This window comes from Paraglaciecola hydrolytica, from assembly GCF_001565895.1.
GTDB classification, from domain to species: domain Bacteria; phylum Pseudomonadota; class Gammaproteobacteria; order Enterobacterales; family Alteromonadaceae; genus Paraglaciecola; species Paraglaciecola hydrolytica.
On sequence record NZ_LSNE01000003.1, the window covers coordinates 534,193 to 551,421 of the forward strand.

Consider the following 17,229-nt stretch of genomic DNA (forward strand, 5'->3'; position numbering starts at 1 on the left):
TAGATGACGATGCTTAGCTCGCAACACGCACAAAAATTTGTCGAATTATACCAAAAATTAGATAAGAACAATCTGGCCTTATTAACCAGCATCTATCATCCAGATATTCAGTTTATTGATCCCCTGCATGAAATAAATGGCTTGGATCAATTAAAGGCTTATTTTGCCAACCTTTATCAAAACATTGACAGTATCGAATTCGAAATCCACCAGCGTTTTGAAGTCAATAACCATTTGATTTTGTATTGGCAAATGACCTTTTCTCACCCAAAGCTCAAGAGCGGCAAAAATATTATTGTCGATGGCAACAGCCAAATTGAATTCCATAATGGCTTGGTTACGTTTCATCGTGACTATTTTGACACTAACGCCATGCTGTTTGAGCATATCCCCCTACTTGGTAGCCTCATCCGTTACATCAAATCGCGAGTAAACAAATGAAATCTGTTTTAATCACTGGCGCGTCATCGGGTATTGGCAAAGCCTTAGTAGAACACTACGTGGCTGAGGGTTATCAGGTTTATGCGGCTGGCAGAAATGCTCAAAAATTGGCGCAAATATTTGATGGACAACCACGTATCACGCAGTTGGTGTTCGACGTAACTCAGTTAGCCCAAATAAAAGCGGCTGCTGAGCAAGTAGACCAGCTAGAGCACCTCATTTTGAATGCCGGCGATTGTGAATATCTTGACGATGTCATGGCGTTTGATAGTCAACAATTTGCGCGCATTATTCAAGTTAACTTACTTTCAGTCGGCTATTGCCTTGAGGCATTTTTGCCTAAAGTCATTGGGCTGGGTCGCATTGGCATTGTGAGTTCTAGCGCGACTATATTGCCCTTCCCCAAAGCTCAAGCCTATGGCGCATCCAAGGCAGGCCTTGATTATCTAGCCCATAGTTTAAGTATCGATCTGGCTCAACATCATATTGGTGTCAGCTTGATCCAGCCCGGATTTGTTGACACCCCTTTAACCGATAAAAATGATTTTGCCATGCCGTGGCGTATTAGCTCAAAACAGGCAGCAAAGGCTATTTTTAAAGGTATGGAGGCAGGTAAACACCACATTCGCTTCCCCTTTTTATTGATTTTCTCTTTGCGCTTACTCGCCCTGTTACCCTTTAGTTGGTGGCGCGCTTTAATCACTAGGAATACCCAAAAATGAAAAATATTGCGGTAATTGGCTCGGGAATTTCTGGCCTAACAAGCGCCTACTTACTGAGTCAAAAACATCAGGTAACGGTATTTGAAAAAAATTCAGTTATCGGCGGCCACACGGCCACCATAGATGTATCACTCAATGGCCAACACCATGCGATTGATACGGGATTTATTGTATTTAACGATCGTACTTATCCCCGTTTTCTAACGCTATTAGCGCAACTTGGCATTCGCCCACAAAAGACCGAAATGAGCTTTAGTGTTAAAAACCAACAAACGGGTTTGGAATACAATGGCCATACTTTAGCAACTTTGTTTGCGCAAAAACGAAATGTGTTTAATCCGCGTTTTTGGACATTGCTGAGGGAAATTTTACGTTTTAATCGTTTATGCAAAGGGCTTTATGCCAGCAATAAAATTCCTGCCCAGCTCACATTGGGCGAGTTTTTGCAGTCGGAAGGGTTTTCAGACTACTTTTGTCAGAACTATATTTTGCCAATGGGAGCGGCGATTTGGTCAACCAGTCTCAACGAAATGCAACAATTTGAACTGGCATTTTTTGTTCGTTTTTTCCATCACCATGGTTTGTTAAATATTAGCGATAGACCACAGTGGTATGTAGTGCCTGGCGGTTCACGTGAGTATCTCGCGCCGCTGATCAACAACTTTAAAGACAACATCCAACTTAATAGTCAGATTAAGTCCGTTACGCGAGCTAATAACTCAGTGCAGTTACATTTTGCCGATGGCAGTGAACAACAATTTGATGAAGTCGTATTTGCCTGTCATTCCGATCAAGCCTTGGCTTTGTTAGGTGATGCCAGCGCCGATGAGCACAAGATACTCGGCGCCATGCCTTACCAAATGAACGATGTGGTATTACATACCGACACCTCAGTATTGCCTAAACGTAAAGCGGCTTGGGCGAGTTGGAATTATTCTTTAAATGGCGACAGTGATAGCCCTGCCCATGTCACTTACAACATGAATATTTTGCAAGGTTTAAACTCAACACAAACCTTTTGTGTGACCCTAAACCAAACACAATCCATTCATCCTGAAAAGATCCTGGGGGCGTTTCAATATGCCCACCCAGTATTTAATCAAAGTAGTATTTCTGCCCAGCAGCAACGTTTGGCTATTTGTGGTATTGCCCATACTCACTACGTTGGCGCTTATTGGTATAACGGTTTTCATGAAGATGGTGTACACAGTGCCACCGACGTGGCAAAACGTTTTGGCATCAGTTTATGAGTCTCAACAGTGCTATCTATTCTGGCCAAGTAAGACATCGCCGTTTCAGCGTTGCTGAACATCGTTTTACTTATTCATTATTTATGTTGGCTTTAGATTTAGATGAGCTTGATACCGTGTTAAATCAATCGCGTCTATTAAGCCGCCGTTGGTTTAGCCCACTGCGTTTTGTTGAGTCTGACTATGTACAAGAACAAGGCACAACTCTTAAAGCCCGTTTGCAAAACAAAGTACAAAACCTAGAGGGAAACTGGGATGGCAGCAAAGCCATTATGGTTGCTCAATGCCGCTGTTTTGGTTGGTATTTTAGCCCAATTAATTTTTACTTTTGTTACCAGCAAAATGGTGAGTGTGTCTACATGCTGGCCGAAGTCAGCAATACTCCGTGGAATCAACGACATTATTATTTAGTTAATTTATTGGCCGAACAAGTCAGTGATAAAACATTTCATGTATCACCCTTTATGAACATGGACATGCAATACCATTGGCGTATCTCCCCGCCCGACAAACACATGATGGTGCATATTGAAAATCGCCGCCAAGAAAAACTGTTTGATGCCACGCTTAGCCTAACTAAACAAACAATTAGCCGCCGACAGTTATGGCTAACCTTACGCAATACCCCGGTAATGACGCTAAAAATTGTCGCGGCGATCTATTGGCAGGCACTTAAGCTTTTTCTCAAAAAAGTGCCTTTTATTCCCCATCCACAACGCTGAGGTCAGCCATGGAAAATACCCAAAACCTAACATCACCTATTACTTTTTCGTGGTGGACAACAAAATGCCGTAAGGCACTATTTAGCGTACTCAATGATATGCAACAAGCCTATATCGAAATACACGAAGGCAAGGATGTACATTGTTTAGGTAATAGAGAGGCCAAATTAAGTGCACAAATTACGGTACTCGATCCTAGTTTATACAGCGACGTGATCAAAAATGGCTCCATCGGTGCGGGCGAAGCTTATATCGCCCAAAAATGGAGTAGCCCTGATCTGACGAAGGTCATCCAAGTATTTGCCCGCCAGCAACAACAGCTCGATAAACTAGAATCCTCACGACCTTGGTTAAACAAGCTCAAAAACGGGCTGTTTCATTTTCGTAATCGTAACTCACAGCAGGGCTCGAAAAAGAATATCCTCGCCCATTACGATTTAAGTAATCATCTTTATAGTCAGTTTTTAGATAACACCATGACCTATTCTAGTGCGATTTATACTGACGAAAATTGCGATCTTGAACAAGCGCAGCAAAACAAGCTAAAGATCATTTGTGAAAAACTTGCCCTGCATAAAGATGATCATTTGATTGAAATTGGCACCGGCTGGGGAGGTTTAGCCATTTATGCAGCGAGTCACTATGGTTGCAAAGTTACCACCACCACCATTTCGAATGCCCAATATGACTATGCCGTGGAGCAAGTTAATGCACGGGGTTTGCAAGAGCGTATCACCCTATTAAAACAAGATTACCGCACCTTGGATGGCCAATACGACAAACTGGTGTCCATCGAAATGATCGAAGCAGTGGGTCATGAATATCTACCTGAGTTTTTTAAGAAGTGTCATTCGCTGCTAAAAGACTCAGGAAAAATGCTGTTACAAGCCATCACCATTGCCGACAGTCGTTATGATCAATACCGCAATAGCGTCGACTTTATTCAGCGCTATATCTTTCCAGGTGGCTGTTTACCTTCTGTTAGTGTAATGGCCCACCATATCGCCCAACAAAGCGACATGGTGGTTGAGTCCGTCACAGATATTGGCTTGCACTATGCACGTACCCTGCACGATTGGCGCGAGGCCTTTCATCGCAATTGGCCCAACCTCAACAAAGAACACTTTGACCAACAATTTAAACGTTTGTGGGATTTTTATTTATGTTACTGCGAAGGCGCATTTATTGAGCGCGTGATCAGCACCCATCATGTGGTCGCCCGTAAACCCCAATATCTAGGTCAAGACGATGCGCGCATTTTGGCTTATTAATGCCGTATTGTTTCAGCTTGGTTGGTTTGGCGCTTTACTGCTAAACCAGCATGCTGTTGCCATACTGAGCATCACCCTAGTTTTGCATTTTTTCCTTTCACCAAGCAAAAAAGCTGACGCCTTAATCCTGCTGTTGGCACCTATTGGTTGGCTAATGGACTACAGTTTATTTCAGTTCAATGTTTTGGGAGCTGGATCCGCAGGATTTCCCATTTGGTTGTTGCTGTTGTGGCTAATGTTTGTGGTTAGCCTAAACCACAGCCTTAAGTGGTTGAGTCAAATATCGTTATTTGGGGTAGGTCTACTGGGTATGATACTGGGTCCCCTCAGTTACTTAAGTGCCATCAAAGTCGGTGTATTAAACTCATCTTTAACATCGACCTTTTTTGTTTTGCTTGCTGCCGCACTGTGGGCTTTATTGCTACCAAGCCTAGTTAAACTTCGTTACTTGCTGCTTGGCTACTTTACGATCCAACAGATAGGTACAAAGGCATGAAAATCTTTTTATTAGCCTGCTGTTTTAGCGTCAGTGTTATGGCCTCCCCGTTGAGTGAACTACACAAGTCTGGCTCAGGAGAGATGCGTTACTTGTGGTGGAACTTATATCAAGCTGAGTTGTACCTAACACAACTTCCTTATCAAAAAAATCAATGGCCACAGGCACTCAAACTCACCTATCAACGGGACATTGACAAAGATGACTTAATCGAGGCCACTGCAGATCAATGGCAACACATTAAACTCAATGATCCACAACAAGAGGCATGGCTCATCCAATTGGCCAGCATTTGGCCCGAACTCAAAAAAGGTGACGAACTGATTTTGTTAATCAAAGAAGATGGGCTGAGTTATTTTTATTTTAATCAGCAACTCGTTGGCACTATCACACAAGCGGATTTTGGCCCTGCATTTTTAGCCATATGGCTGGACGAAAACACGTCAGAACCCAAACTCAGACAAAAACTGTTAGGAGTAAACCCATGAGGATTTTATTAATCGGTTGTTTCATATTTTTAGCCGGCTGTTCATCTCCCCACTTAGACGACTATAAAACCACTACACCGGCGTTAAATTTAGAGCAGTTTTTTGATGGCGAGCTCACTGCCCAAGGCATGGTGCTTGACTATAACGGCAAAATGACCCGCCGCTTTACCGTCGAAATCCAAGCCAATTGGCAAGATAACCTTGGTACCTTAGACGAGCAGTTTATCTACGATGATGGCGAGCGCAGTGAACGTAAATGGCAAATTCAGCGCCATGCAGATGGAACTTATAGCGGCACAGCCAATGATGTCATAGGTACAGCCAAAGGCGCCTCTTCTGGAGCTGCTTTTTATTGGCGCTATCAATTAACCATCGAAATGGACGACGGCCCTATCGACGTTACGCTAGATGATTGGATGTATTTAATTGATGAGCACCACCTACTGAATAAATCGGACATTATTAAATACGGTCTAAAAGTAGGTGAAGTGGTATTAATGATTAAAAAACAACCGTAAGGTAATGATTAAAAAGAGTTTATGGGGCAGAACAATGAAAGTTGTTGTTAGTCACTAGACAATCTTTATAATACGCGCCATGAATGCAAAAAACTCAAAAAACACCACCAAACCGACTATCGCCTTAAATAAAAAAGCGCGTCACGAATACCACCTGCAAAACAAAATTGAAGCAGGTATGGAATTACAAGGCTGGGAAGTGAAAAGTATCCGCTCGGGTAAAATCAATATTACCGAGAGCTTTGTGACGATCGACAAAGGCGAAGCCTATGTGCTTGGCACCACCATTCAACCTTTAAACCAAGCCTCTACCCATGTGGTTTGTGATCCTACACGCAAACGTAAACTGCTAATTAAACGTAGTGAACTCGATAAACTAATCGGTTCAGTCGAGCGTCAAGGTTATTCAATTATCCCGACCGCCATGTACTGGAGTAAAAACTGGGTAAAACTAGAAATTTACTTGGCTAAGGGTAAACAAGAACACGACAAACGTGATTCCATTAAAGACCGTGATTGGGCCCGTGATAAAGAGCGCATGATGAAACACAAGGTTTAATAACCAAATCAAGACAATATAGCCGAGACAGTATCTCGGCTTTTTTATGCACGTTTTTCTGGTTTTTAGTTAGTATGGTTACTCCACGCTTAACCATACGAATAAAAATGAAAAAATCAATTGGGATCTGGCGCTCTTGGGCCTTAGTAGCTGGCATGATGATCGGCTCGGGTATTTTTACTTTGCCAGCGGTACTGGCTCCCTATGGCAGTTACAGCTTTATTGGCTGGATCATCACTGGCTTTGGGGCCGTATGTTTGGCTTTAAGTTACAGCTATCTTTCGAGGCGTAACCCTGGATTAGGTGGCCCTTATGCTTATATATATGAGGCCTTTGGTCGCTATCCAGCAGCGCTAACCGCGTGGGCGTATTGGATTTCTTTATGGTCTGCTTCGGCCGCCATTGTGTTGTCATTTACAGGTTACTTTGAGTTACTGCTGCCTTGGCTCGCTGAGCATCAACTAGTGGCCGGTATAAGTAATACTGTGGTGGTATCCATTATTGTGGTTGTACTATTTACCTTGATTAACCTACGAGGTGTTCGAGAAGCCAGCGCGGTGCAACTTCTCACGACGATTTTAAAGATAATACCCCTTGTCTTGATTGGTCTACTTGGCATCTTTTATGGTGAAGTAAGTGACATTCCTGCCACCAAACCAAATGAACAATCCTTTATGCACATGATCGCAGGCATTTGCCTACTCATCACCTGGTCTTTTATTGGCGTTGAATGTGCCACACTGCCCTCAGACGACACCATAGAACCGCACAAAACCATTCCTCGAGCCTCAATACTGGGCACGCTAACTGCCTTATTGGTTTATATGATAGCCATGTATGGCCTTATGTCGGTTTTACCTGTTGAACAATTATTGCAATCAACATCGCCTTTTGCCGATGCCGCACAACTCTTGTTTGGCAATATGGGCGCCATCCTCGTTGCGCTAGGCGCCGTTTTTGCCATCGGCGGCGCCTTAAATGTATGCATATTGATCAGCGGTACTATTATGTTAGCTGGTGCTAAAGACGGTTTATTTCCTGTACTCTTTCAAAAAACCTCAAAACAAGGGACGCCGCAACGAGCACTGCTGTTCTCCAGTTTTTTAACCATCACACTGATTTGTTTTAATACCACTAAAGCCTTATTAAACGCCTTTGAATTTTTTCTGCTCATTTCCACTTTTTGTATATTGTTAGTCTATTTAGGTTCTGCACTAGCCAGTTTAAAATTACAATGGCGAGATCATCTACAAGGCATAACAATCAGTTACATAAACCTAAGTATTGGTATTTTGGCCGCCTTATTTTCAACCCTTGCCATTGTGGGTGCGTGGACATTGTATTAATTAACATTTTTACTTTTACACTATATAAAAGGATAAAAACATGTTTAAACACGCCATTGTGCGTAAACCCTGTAAAGCCATGGTAAAAGGATTAACAGCAGCAAAATTAGGTACACCAGACTACGCGTTAGCATTACAACAACATCAAGACTATATTGTTGCGCTCAGAGAATGTGGTTTGCAGGTAACCGAACTAGCCCCCCTAGAAGATTATCCTGATTCTTGTTTTGTCGAAGACGTTGCCTTAATAACGCCCCAAGGTGCAATTTTAACTCACCCAGGTGCCCCCAGTCGGCGTGGCGAAGTGGATTTTATCGAAGCCGCAATCAAACAGTTTTTCCCCTATCCAGACTATATTGACGCGCCAGGCCATGTGGAAGCAGGTGATATTATGATGGTTGGCGGGCATTTTTATATTGGCTTATCAGCACGCACTAATCGCCAAGGCGCAGAACAAATGATTAGTATTTTAAGCAAACACGGTTTATCCGGCTCAGTGGTGAAGATGTCTGACCTGCTGCACCTCAAAACAGGCTTAAGTTATTTAGAAAACAATAACTTACTGACCTTTGGTGAAATGCATCACCACCCTGATTTTAGTGATTATCATCGCATCGAAATTAGTGCAGAAGAAAGCTACGCCGCCAACAGTGTATGGATCAATGGCACAGTATTGGTACCCAAAGGCTTCCCGCTTGCATTAGCAGCGATCCAAGCCTTAGGTTACCAAACCCGTGAAGTAGCCATGAGCGAATTCCAAAAACTCGACGGCGGTTTAAGTTGTTTGTCACTGCGTTTTTAATCTGTTGGTACAAAAATCAAACGAACAACAAAGAATTAGCAACTAGCTTGTTACAACCTCCGCGCCTTGTGTTAAGATCCCGACCGTTGGTAGTTTGCCACCAACACACTCTGGGGCTGATTTTGGATTCGACAGGATGCTTGAGGCTTTAGGTGCATGCAGAGGAGCGGTTTGCCTCTATAAAAGCCGCAAAAAAATAGTCGCAAACGACGAAAACTACGCTCTAGCCGCTTAATAACCGGCTGAGCCCTTCCACTCAAGTGCTTTCTGCTCGCTGAGGTTCGGAAGGTCATCCCAGCAGAATAGCGAGGGAACCTTGTCTAAGGGTGAACCGCGAAACAGTATTAGGCCAGCTACGAGACATCCTGTTTGTCGGAGGTCGAAGTAGTTAAATAAATGACAAAATAAGCATGTAGTACCGACGGTTGATGTATTTTGGACGCGGGTTCAAGTCCCGCCAGCTCCACCAAATACAATAATAAGCCCACCTAGTTTAGGTGGGCTTTTTTGTATGTGGTTGATAACTACAACCCAAATCATATAAATTCTGTTAGCTGTATTTGACTCAAAGAACGCTATGGCTGAATATCTACTTAAAACCACCCCCAATTAATGGACTGGACAAATTGGTATCTTCTAGAGCACAGAGCCGTCAAGTAAAGGTGGTTCATTTATCTACGCTAACGTTAAGCGATATAACCCAGCATCGTTTTTTAACTGACTTATTTGATGGCGTAACATCAAAACGCATTATTAAAATTTTGCTAGAGGTGATCACTGCTAATCTTTGTCTTGGTGAAGGACTTCGATTAAAAGGTATTGGCGGCTTAGTGGTTACGCAAAAAGCCTCGCGTTTAGGCCGAGATATGGTGAGAAATGAGCCTGTGATTATTCCAGCAAGGAAGACAGTATCACTGGTATCAGGCAGAAAAAAACGTAGCGTGATATTCATGCTGGATTTTGTTAAACAATGTGCAGAAACTCACCCACAATTTAGCGTATCTGAATATACAGCAGCTTATCTGGCCTTGGTTGATGTAGTTAGTAAAGTCTCTGAAGGTGATAAACGCTTAGAACTAAGAGATTTTGGTGTATTTTCGCCGTCAGAAATTAGCGCAAAAACTAAAGTATCAGGTGTACAGGGAGGCATTAGTTTCAAAGTTGAAAGGCATTTTTTGATTCGATTTAAAATATCTAAAAATTTATCACTAAAGATTAATAGTACTGAGCTGAGTGAATAGGCGCTTTTGTCGATACGACAAAAGTTAAACAATTGAAATTAATCCAAAACCGTTCTGTATTCTAAAGTCCACCATTGTTAAGTGGACTTGGCTGAATCCGCCACAAAAAATAATTAATTACGCTATCACTGGGATATTTTACCTTACCGCAGAGGTTATATTAACGATGGTGCTATGCTAGATGGCGTCACTAAAACGATGGAAAGGAGTAACAAATTTAATGACCCCTGTTCAATTGGTTTTCTGGCTGGTTGCCTTTCCCGGTAATGCTCTTACCTTTTATTTAAGCTTGAGTTGGCCTAGTGTAGGCACCGTCACGTTGTTTATTGCTACCCTGCTGTATTCACTGCTGGGTCTCTATGATCTATTTTACAGCCCCCACACTTTAAATCGTTTGTACCCCGTGCTGGCCTATATTCGTTATATGTTTGAATCAATCAGGCCAGAGATCCAGCAGTATTTTGTAGCTAATAATATGGAGGAAAAACCCTTTAATCGTGAACAACGCGAACTGGTTTACCGCCGCGCAAAAGGTGTTAATGACACCCTACCCTTTGGTACTCAGCAAGATTTGATGCAGGTTAATTATTTAAGCATCTGGCATTCGCTGCACCCTCAGGTAGTGCAAGAATCAACTAAACGCATTCAGTTTGGTAGTTCACAATGTCGCCAGCCTTACTCCTCTTCGTTACTCAATATTTCTGCCATGAGTTACGGTGCATTGAGCCCCAATGCCATTGAAGCACTCAATGCCGGTGCTAAGGCCGGAGGATTTTCCCACAACACAGGTGAAGGTGGTGTGAGCCCTTATCATTTAAAACATGGTGGCGATTTAGTTTGGCAAATAGGTTCAGGCTTGTTTGGTTGTCGTAATGAACAGGGCCGTTTTGATGAAGACAAGTTTAAAACAGTAGCAAATCTAAACAGCATCAAAATGATCGAGATAAAACTCAGTCAAGGGGCCAAACCTGGCCATGGTGGGGTACTACCCAAAGCTAAAATTACTGATGAAATAGCAGCTATTCGCGGTATCTCGCAAGGGCAAGATTGTGTCTCGCCAGCCATGAACCCAGAATGCCCAACGCCCCTCGCTTTAATGGAGTTTGTGGCTAAATTGCGTAATTTGAGCGGTGGTAAACCCATCGGGATTAAGTTATGTATTGGCCATCCAGCTGAGTTTTTATCGATTTGTAAAGCCATGTTAAGCAGCGGAACTTTACTTGATTTCATTACCGTGGATGGTGCAGAAGGTGGCACAGGCGCAGCGCCGGTAGAGTTTAGTAACCGTTTAGGCATGATGTGTTTAGAAGGCACCTATATTGTGCATGAGGCGCTGATTGGCTGCGGTCTCAAAGATGAAATCCGGATTATTGCCGCAGGTAAAACCGCCAGCAGTTTTGATATGTTGGCTAAAATGGCTGTGGGTGCAGATACCGTTAATGCCGCGCGTACTATGATGATGGCGCTTGGCTGTATTCAGAGTCGCTCATGTAATACTAATCACTGTCCAACCGGTATTGCCACACAAGATCCTAAACGTTCCAAGGCCCTAGATGTACAAGCCAAAAGTAAACGAGTCACACAATTTCATCACAATACCTTACATAGCTTGTATGAACTAATAGGCAGTATGGGTTTGGATGATCCGGCTCTACTAACTCCCGCTATGCTCAAACGTCGCACCAGTGAGGGATTGCTAGAATCAGCACCTAATATTGTACCTGCGCTTGAGCCACAACAGTTGGTTGAGAACCATGCTTCGGGCATTTGGCAACAATGGTGGCACATGGCTGACGAGCAACTTTTTTATGTTGCCGATAAAGAAAAATTACACAACACTGCCATTCCCGTTATCAATGTCTGATTTTTAGCCTAAGGTTTAGGTAAAGGTCTTACTTAAATGGATAAACGCCCATGGCAAATCAAAGCCTTACTGAGAACCAAGTTATACCAGATGATGTGTGGCAGGATCCTAAACGCTCGCCAATCGACAACATCAAACAACAGTTGGAGAAGCGTGCGCAAACGGATCTGCCTATGTCAGGTTTTTCCTTGGTAAAAGCTGATTTACATGATATCAATTTGGTCAAAAAAAACAGTAAACAAGGTTATAGCTTAAGCCACAGCGACTTATATCGTGCCAACCTTGAAAATGCCCATTTGTTTAAGCTTGACCTCAGTGGCAGTTCGTTAATGAAAGCCAATCTGCAAAACGCCAACTTACATTACTGCAATTTACGGGGCTGTAACTTACTTGGAACCATATTAAAAGGCGCTAAACTCGAACATGTACAATGGGGCAATGAATTACTGCAAGAGCAATTAGCTAAAAAATCCACTAATCCACAACAACGTAAAGTGCTGTTTCAAGAAGCTGAAGAAATTTATCGTAATATTCGCCAAGCCGCTGAAAATCAAGGTTTATTCGAAACTGCCGGAGACTTTTTTCAAAAAGAAATGGTGATGCGGCGCCATCAATTCAAACGATTTTCGTTTAAACGTATCCTATCTAAGATTGTTGATTTATTTTGTGGCTATGGCGAAAAACCCCTCCGAGTGATTAGCTTTTCAATTATTACGATTTTTTTGTTTGCCACCTTGTATTTTTTTGCAGGTCTATCTTTTAGTGGTGACTCTTTGGCTTTTTCTAGTCAATCCAGTTTAGCCGACAATATTACAACTTATTTTAGTGCCCTGTATTTTAGTGTAGTGACATTCACCACTCTGGGTTATGGTGACTTAGCCCCCATTGGCATTGCCAGAGCATTTGCCGCCCTAGAAGCCTTTGTGGGCAGTTTTACTCTCGCATTGTTTGTGGTGGTATTTGTCAAAAAGATGACCCGCTGAGGGGCCATCTCCCGTTTTTTGCTTAAGCATGCAAATGGGAGTAAATCACCCGCAAGCTTGTCAGTAATGACTTTTTAACACTGGGCCACGCAATACTGATGTTGTCGATTAAGCCCTGTGAGCAATGCGCATCTAAGCGCGTGACCTGATCAATCAGGGCGACCGAATTTACTCGATTAGCCAAGGCCAACATTTGCCTGACGCTGCTTTTTATCTTGGTTAAATCTTCTTCTTCCATGCCTTCATCGGTAACTGTGACAATTTTTTCCAGTTCATCCATCAGCGCATTTAAGGCCACAGGTAAAGGGCCTGGATTGCTTTGTTTTTGTAAATAAGGCAATAAATCAAACCAGGCTTCAGCGTTAGCGGGCAGTGGTAAGTTGGCAAATGGTGGGATCACTCTGCTGTCGTTTTTAAGATCCTCTGTCTGAGCCTGTTGCAGCTCTTCTTTATGGGCTGCCACCAACGCTTTTTCTTGCTCTGTGAGTTTAGCCTGACTGCTTTCAACTTGTTTTTGCGCATGTTGCAAGGCAGCCTCTTTGGACTCTAGCTGGTCTTTGCTGTTGTTTAATTCCGCTTCCAGCGCAGCTAACTGTTTAGCCAGTTCAGATTGATTAGTATCCTGCGCATCCAGATTTTGTTTACTGCTTTGATACTCCTGCTGCACAGCTTGCAGCTCTTCAGTGAGTGCCGCTTGTTTAGATTGCAGATCATTGATGTTTTGTTCTCTGCCCTGCAAGGTTTGTTGCTGCTGCGCCAATTGTTGATGCAGAGCTTTTTCTTGCTGTTCTTGTTGCTCAATACGTTGTTGCAATTCTTCTGCTTGACGGCGTGCTTGATTTAACTCATCCAGCAATTTTTGCTCGCCTGACTGAGTTTGGCTCACCTGCGACTCGGCTTTTTGTAATTCAACTAAATTGCCTTGTAACTTGCTTTTCATCTCGGCATTTTGTTTTTCTGCTTCCAGCAAAGCATTTTGCAATTGCGTTTTTTGCTGCTCAATATCGGCTAAAAACTGACGACGCTGCTCATCGCTGCCTTCCATCATCTCCCGTTGTTTGCTGGCACGTTTTTCTACGTCGGCCAACTCAATGGTGAGTTGTTCAAGTTTATGCTGCTGTTCAATACGTTCGCGTTTTTCTTTATCGGCTAAACGTTGTTTTTCGTCGAGCTGACGCTGGGTTTCTTGCAATTGTTGTTGTTTGGCTTCGGCCTCTTGTTTTAAGGCTGTTTGTTGCTCACGCCATTGTTGATCACTTTGCGAAATCTGTTGTTGCTGCTCAGCTTCTTTATCTTTAAGGGCGGATAATTCGGCCTGCAGTTGACTAAAAATTTCCTGCTGGCGCGCTTTTTCGGCTTTTTCGGCCTCAGTTTGCTGTTTGGCCTCGTTTAATACTTGTTCGGTTTGTAAGAGTTTTTGCTGTTTCTCGATTAACTCAGCCTGCAACTGTTCTTGTTGTTGCTGCCAGCTTTGGCTGGCTTGATTGCTCTGCTGCTGATGTTGCAACGACACTTGCTCCATCTGCGCCAGTTCTTCTTGTAACTTTTGCAGCACTTGCTGTTGCTGCTCTTTTTCAGCCTTTTCTTGCGCCGAGGCTTTTTGCGTTTCATCCAAGGTTTGCTGGGTTTCATTAAGTAAAAGCTGCTTAGCTTCGAGCTCTTTCATGAGCTGCGCCTGTTGTTGCTGCATATCACCTTTTTGCTGATCGCTCATCTCTTCAAACTTGTGCATTTCGTGTTGCAGATGTTCGATGTGACGAGCTTTGCTCGACAACTCAGATTGCGCGGTATGACAGGTAAACTCTAATTGACGGCGCTGTTCTTCGGCTTCTTCACTGGCTTTACGTTGATTAATCAACAACTCACGCAATTTTTCGGTGGTACGGCCTGAGCTACTAAGCTGGGATTGCAAGGCATTGATCTGGGTACTGACATCCACTATCTGTTGATCTTTGTCTTCAATGGATTGTTTAAGTGACTCTATCTGGGTAACAAAATCGCTCATTTTTTGTTGCTGATTTTGTTGCTCTTTTTGCAAATTTTGGGTGAGTTTTTCACTTTGTACTAACTTGGTTTGCACGGCAGCATGTTTACGCTCTGAGTATTGCAGCGCATCGGCGATTTGATTACGTTGCTCTTGCAAACCACGTACTTTAGCCACTGAGCTTTCTAACTGCTCACCTAACTCGGCATTGAGGTTTTCGCTTTCGAGCAGCTTTTCACGGCTGTGTTTATAGTCGTGTTGCAAGCGCTGCAAATTGTCACTCACATCCTGATGAGCTTGTTGCAAGTCAGATATTTCACTTTGTTTTTCGCTTAGATCTTCTTGCGCGGCTTGTAACTGCGTTTGGGTATCAGCCAGACTTTTAACCTTGTTGGCCAACAAGTCTTGACTGCTCTCCAGTAGTTTTTGTTTTTCTTCAACCTGTCGTTGCGCTGCCTGTTGCAGATTTATTGCTTCAAGTCTGGCGCGCTCGGCTTCTTTAATGGCTCTAAAATCTTTCCATACACATAAAATCGTGTCGCCATCTTGCCCATTAGCCAAAGGCAAAAAGGTAATTTGGCAAGGCAGAATTTGTGCATTGACCTGATGTTCCCATAACAAAGATTGAATTTTGCCATCCACTTTGATATTGCCAATGATTTTCTCAAGTTCAGCCACGGCCTCTTGGTCTTTATTCAAGCCGGGAGCATAGGGAGTAAAACCCAATAACTCTTGTTGATCTTCGAGCATAAAAAAGTCACAAGCTGCCGTATTTAGGCTACTAAAACCTTTTTCAGTTAATACCGCCATGGGCTCGTTACTATGCTGCAACAGGGTTTCAAACCTGTCACGTTGCCACTGTTCAGCCGAAATATCGGCTATCCAGCACAAATATTGTTGTTGCTCTTTATCCCATAAATCAATGTTTAACTCACTAGGTAACACCAAGCCATGCTGGCCTTGCAGCAGCGCTTTAAAGCCATGTAAGTGGCCATGCTGATGTAGATTTTTAGCTGCTTTAGCCGAATGATTTGGATCGTTAAACAGTTGATAAAAAGTGGTTTTTTTCAGTTCTTTTTCACTGCTGCCTAAACGCTTAGTCATAGCTTGGTTGGCTTGCAGAATATTGTCATTGCCATCAAAAGTTGCAATGGCAAGTGGGGCTAAATGCATAAAATCAGCTAAGCGTTTTCGCTCTCTTTCGACAAGTAATTTAGTTTGTTTAATCTCGCTAATATCTTCGAGCATACCCACCATGCCAGCACGGTTGCCTTGCTCGTCACCATAATATTTAAGGCTTAAACGTATATTACGCACAACTTTATCAAAGCTAGTCAGCTCAAATTCTTTGTCTTGACCAAAACGCGATACGCTAAAATCTCCCTGACTGCTGTGATGTAACTGTTTAATATTATCCGGGAAAAAATCGAAATTACTGATGTCCTGAGATTTGATCTTACTTAAGCTCGTTTTAAACAGATTTTCAAAAGCCGAGTTACAACTCACCACCTGAGCTGAATTATCCAGTATATACAAGGCGTGGCGGCTGGACGTGAGCAAGGCTTTAGCCAGTTGTTCACTCACTTGCGCTTGTTGCAAACCTTTGGCCAGAGCGCTTTGATTTTGCACCACAAAATGTAATGCCAGCGCTTCGCCTTTATCATTGTATTGGGTCACCAAACCAAATAAACGCACCAACAACTTGCCTTGCTCAGTGGTGAAATGGCTATTGACTTCAATGCTCGACTCTTTTTTAAGGCGCTCTAAGGCCTGATTAAATTCAAAGAGATCGGCTTTATCTACAAGGTTTTGTAAGGTTTTTAGCTCGCCAGTAGGCGGGGTTTGTAAACCCAACATGTTGGCAAACAAGGCATTACTGCTGAAGGTTTTTTTATCCAAATTCAGGCTAAATTGACCCAATTGGGTATTATCAAACACGACTTCAAGATGTTTGATATCACTGGCTTGTTTATCCAGTTTTATCTGAAAATTAGTGATGTCTGCAAGCGTGATAACCGCTGCAATATCAGCGGGAAAATCATTTGAAGTAGTAAAACTCAGTAATAAATGACGATTACGGGCAAAAATTTGTAATTTACTGGCTTGTTTATCGTTGAGTTTTTGTTCTATAAGCTGGGCTATATCAGTAGCAAAAAAACCACTGAAAGGTTTGTGTAAGATGTCTTCGGATTTTTTACCCAGAAAATAACAGCCTGAGCGATTAACAAATACAATTTCGCCTTGCTGATTAAGCTGCACACAGCCCTCAGTAAAACTATCAAAAAAGGCCAGTTGCTGGGAAAGTTGCAGAGCTTGCTGGGATATCTTTTTGCGATTACGCCAAGAACCGAATTTTTGCAGCAGAATGATGATAAGTAATAAAGCAATTAATCCACCAAGGCCATACAAAACAAGGTCAACTTGCTCTACGCTCAATGCAAGAACTTGTTCACCTAGGGCAAAACTCTTGGGGCTCAGCACCAGTAACAGGCTAGCAGAAAATCCTCTAACACAGGCCGAACGCAACAACTTAAACATCCAC

15 protein-coding genes and 1 other RNA gene are annotated in these 17,229 nt (G+C 42.8%); 15 read left to right on the forward strand and 1 reads right to left on the reverse strand.

Annotated features, from left to right (window positions below):
- Nucleotides 1-3: 3 nt before the first annotated feature.
- From AX660_RS04925 to AX660_RS04995, 15 genes are all read left to right on the forward strand, one after another.
- Nucleotides 4-441, forward strand: a complete 438-nt coding sequence (locus tag AX660_RS04925) for a nuclear transport factor 2 family protein (RefSeq protein ID WP_235594654.1) — start codon at nucleotides 4-6, stop codon at nucleotides 439-441.
- Complete coding sequence (locus AX660_RS04930; protein WP_068373373.1) at nucleotides 438-1,163, forward strand: SDR family NAD(P)-dependent oxidoreductase; 726 nt, start codon at nucleotides 438-440, stop codon at nucleotides 1,161-1,163. The genes AX660_RS04925 and AX660_RS04930 overlap by 4 nt, the downstream gene beginning before the upstream one ends.
- The gene (locus AX660_RS04935; RefSeq protein WP_068373376.1) at nucleotides 1,160-2,413 is read left to right on the forward strand and encodes an NAD(P)/FAD-dependent oxidoreductase; all 1,254 of its coding nucleotides are present in this window, start codon (nucleotides 1,160-1,162) and stop codon (nucleotides 2,411-2,413) included. Before AX660_RS04930 ends, AX660_RS04935 begins: the two co-directional genes overlap by 4 nt.
- Nucleotides 2,410-3,135, forward strand: coding sequence for a DUF1365 domain-containing protein (locus tag AX660_RS04940; RefSeq protein WP_068373379.1), 726 nt, complete (start codon nucleotides 2,410-2,412; stop codon nucleotides 3,133-3,135). Before AX660_RS04935 ends, AX660_RS04940 begins: the two co-directional genes overlap by 4 nt.
- A gap of 8 nt (nucleotides 3,136-3,143) precedes the next feature.
- A complete protein-coding gene (locus AX660_RS04945) occupies nucleotides 3,144-4,406 on the forward strand; it encodes an SAM-dependent methyltransferase (protein WP_068373382.1) in 1,263 nt (420 codons plus the stop codon).
- Complete coding sequence (locus AX660_RS04950; RefSeq protein WP_068373385.1) at nucleotides 4,384-4,902, forward strand: DUF2878 domain-containing protein; 519 nt, start codon at nucleotides 4,384-4,386, stop codon at nucleotides 4,900-4,902. Before AX660_RS04945 ends, AX660_RS04950 begins: the two co-directional genes overlap by 23 nt.
- Complete coding sequence (locus AX660_RS04955) at nucleotides 4,899-5,390, forward strand: chalcone isomerase family protein (RefSeq protein ID WP_068373388.1); 492 nt, start codon at nucleotides 4,899-4,901, stop codon at nucleotides 5,388-5,390. The genes AX660_RS04950 and AX660_RS04955 overlap by 4 nt, the downstream gene beginning before the upstream one ends.
- The gene (locus AX660_RS04960; protein ID WP_082768741.1) at nucleotides 5,387-5,908 is read left to right on the forward strand and encodes a DUF3833 domain-containing protein; all 522 of its coding nucleotides are present in this window, start codon (nucleotides 5,387-5,389) and stop codon (nucleotides 5,906-5,908) included. Before AX660_RS04955 ends, AX660_RS04960 begins: the two co-directional genes overlap by 4 nt.
- 79 nt (nucleotides 5,909-5,987) lie before the next feature.
- Entirely contained in the window at nucleotides 5,988-6,467 is a 480-nt protein-coding gene (gene smpB / locus AX660_RS04965) for an SsrA-binding protein SmpB (RefSeq protein WP_068373394.1), read from the forward strand.
- Between the two features lie 107 nt (nucleotides 6,468-6,574).
- A complete protein-coding gene (locus tag AX660_RS04970; protein ID WP_082768742.1) occupies nucleotides 6,575-7,813 on the forward strand; it encodes an APC family permease in 1,239 nt (412 codons plus the stop codon).
- 40 nt (nucleotides 7,814-7,853) lie between these two features.
- Complete coding sequence (locus tag AX660_RS04975) at nucleotides 7,854-8,615, forward strand: dimethylarginine dimethylaminohydrolase family protein (RefSeq protein WP_068373397.1); 762 nt, start codon at nucleotides 7,854-7,856, stop codon at nucleotides 8,613-8,615.
- Between the two features lie 112 nt (nucleotides 8,616-8,727).
- Nucleotides 8,728-9,084: a transfer-messenger RNA gene (gene ssrA, locus AX660_RS04980) on the forward strand.
- Nucleotides 9,085-9,277: 193 nt separating this feature from the next.
- Nucleotides 9,278-9,856, forward strand: coding sequence for an HU family DNA-binding protein (locus tag AX660_RS04985; RefSeq protein ID WP_068373400.1), 579 nt, complete (start codon nucleotides 9,278-9,280; stop codon nucleotides 9,854-9,856).
- A gap of 220 nt (nucleotides 9,857-10,076) precedes the next feature.
- Nucleotides 10,077-11,720, forward strand: a complete 1,644-nt coding sequence (locus AX660_RS04990) for an FMN-binding glutamate synthase family protein (RefSeq protein WP_068373403.1) — start codon at nucleotides 10,077-10,079, stop codon at nucleotides 11,718-11,720.
- Nucleotides 11,721-11,770: 50 nt separating this feature from the next.
- Entirely contained in the window at nucleotides 11,771-12,703 is a 933-nt protein-coding gene (locus AX660_RS04995; RefSeq protein WP_068373406.1) for a pentapeptide repeat-containing protein, read from the forward strand.
- Between the two features lie 22 nt (nucleotides 12,704-12,725).
- Here the strand turns inward: AX660_RS04995 and AX660_RS05000 are convergent, their stop codons facing one another.
- A complete protein-coding gene (locus AX660_RS05000; protein ID WP_068373409.1) occupies nucleotides 12,726-17,225 on the reverse strand; it encodes a PAS domain S-box protein in 4,500 nt (1,499 codons plus the stop codon).
- Nucleotides 17,226-17,229 lie beyond the last annotated feature (4 nt).

What these genes read in the sequence shown, in the direction of transcription:
- AX660_RS04960 (WP_082768741.1), top strand. Translation starts at nt 5,387, where the DNA reads ATGAGGATTTTATTAATCGGTTGTTTCATATTTTTAGCCGGCTGTTCA.
- smpB (WP_068373394.1), top strand. Translation starts at nt 5,988, where the DNA reads ATGAATGCAAAAAACTCAAAAAACACCACCAAACCGACTATCGCCTTA.
- AX660_RS04945 (WP_068373382.1), top strand. Translation starts at nt 3,144, where the DNA reads ATGGAAAATACCCAAAACCTAACATCACCTATTACTTTTTCGTGGTGG.
- AX660_RS04970 (WP_082768742.1), top strand. Translation starts at nt 6,575, where the DNA reads ATGAAAAAATCAATTGGGATCTGGCGCTCTTGGGCCTTAGTAGCTGGC.
- AX660_RS04930 (WP_068373373.1), top strand. Translation starts at nt 438, where the DNA reads ATGAAATCTGTTTTAATCACTGGCGCGTCATCGGGTATTGGCAAAGCC.
- AX660_RS04940 (WP_068373379.1), top strand. Translation starts at nt 2,410, where the DNA reads ATGAGTCTCAACAGTGCTATCTATTCTGGCCAAGTAAGACATCGCCGT.
- AX660_RS05000 (WP_068373409.1), bottom strand. Translation starts at nt 17,225, where the DNA reads ATGTTTAAGTTGTTGCGTTCGGCCTGTGTTAGAGGATTTTCTGCTAGC.
- AX660_RS04990 (WP_068373403.1), top strand. Translation starts at nt 10,077, where the DNA reads ATGACCCCTGTTCAATTGGTTTTCTGGCTGGTTGCCTTTCCCGGTAAT.
- AX660_RS04935 (WP_068373376.1), top strand. Translation starts at nt 1,160, where the DNA reads ATGAAAAATATTGCGGTAATTGGCTCGGGAATTTCTGGCCTAACAAGC.
- AX660_RS04995 (WP_068373406.1), top strand. Translation starts at nt 11,771, where the DNA reads ATGGCAAATCAAAGCCTTACTGAGAACCAAGTTATACCAGATGATGTG.
- AX660_RS04950 (WP_068373385.1), top strand. Translation starts at nt 4,384, where the DNA reads ATGCGCGCATTTTGGCTTATTAATGCCGTATTGTTTCAGCTTGGTTGG.
- AX660_RS04975 (WP_068373397.1), top strand. Translation starts at nt 7,854, where the DNA reads ATGTTTAAACACGCCATTGTGCGTAAACCCTGTAAAGCCATGGTAAAA.
- AX660_RS04925 (WP_235594654.1), top strand. Translation starts at nt 4, where the DNA reads ATGACGATGCTTAGCTCGCAACACGCACAAAAATTTGTCGAATTATAC.
- AX660_RS04955 (WP_068373388.1), top strand. Translation starts at nt 4,899, where the DNA reads ATGAAAATCTTTTTATTAGCCTGCTGTTTTAGCGTCAGTGTTATGGCC.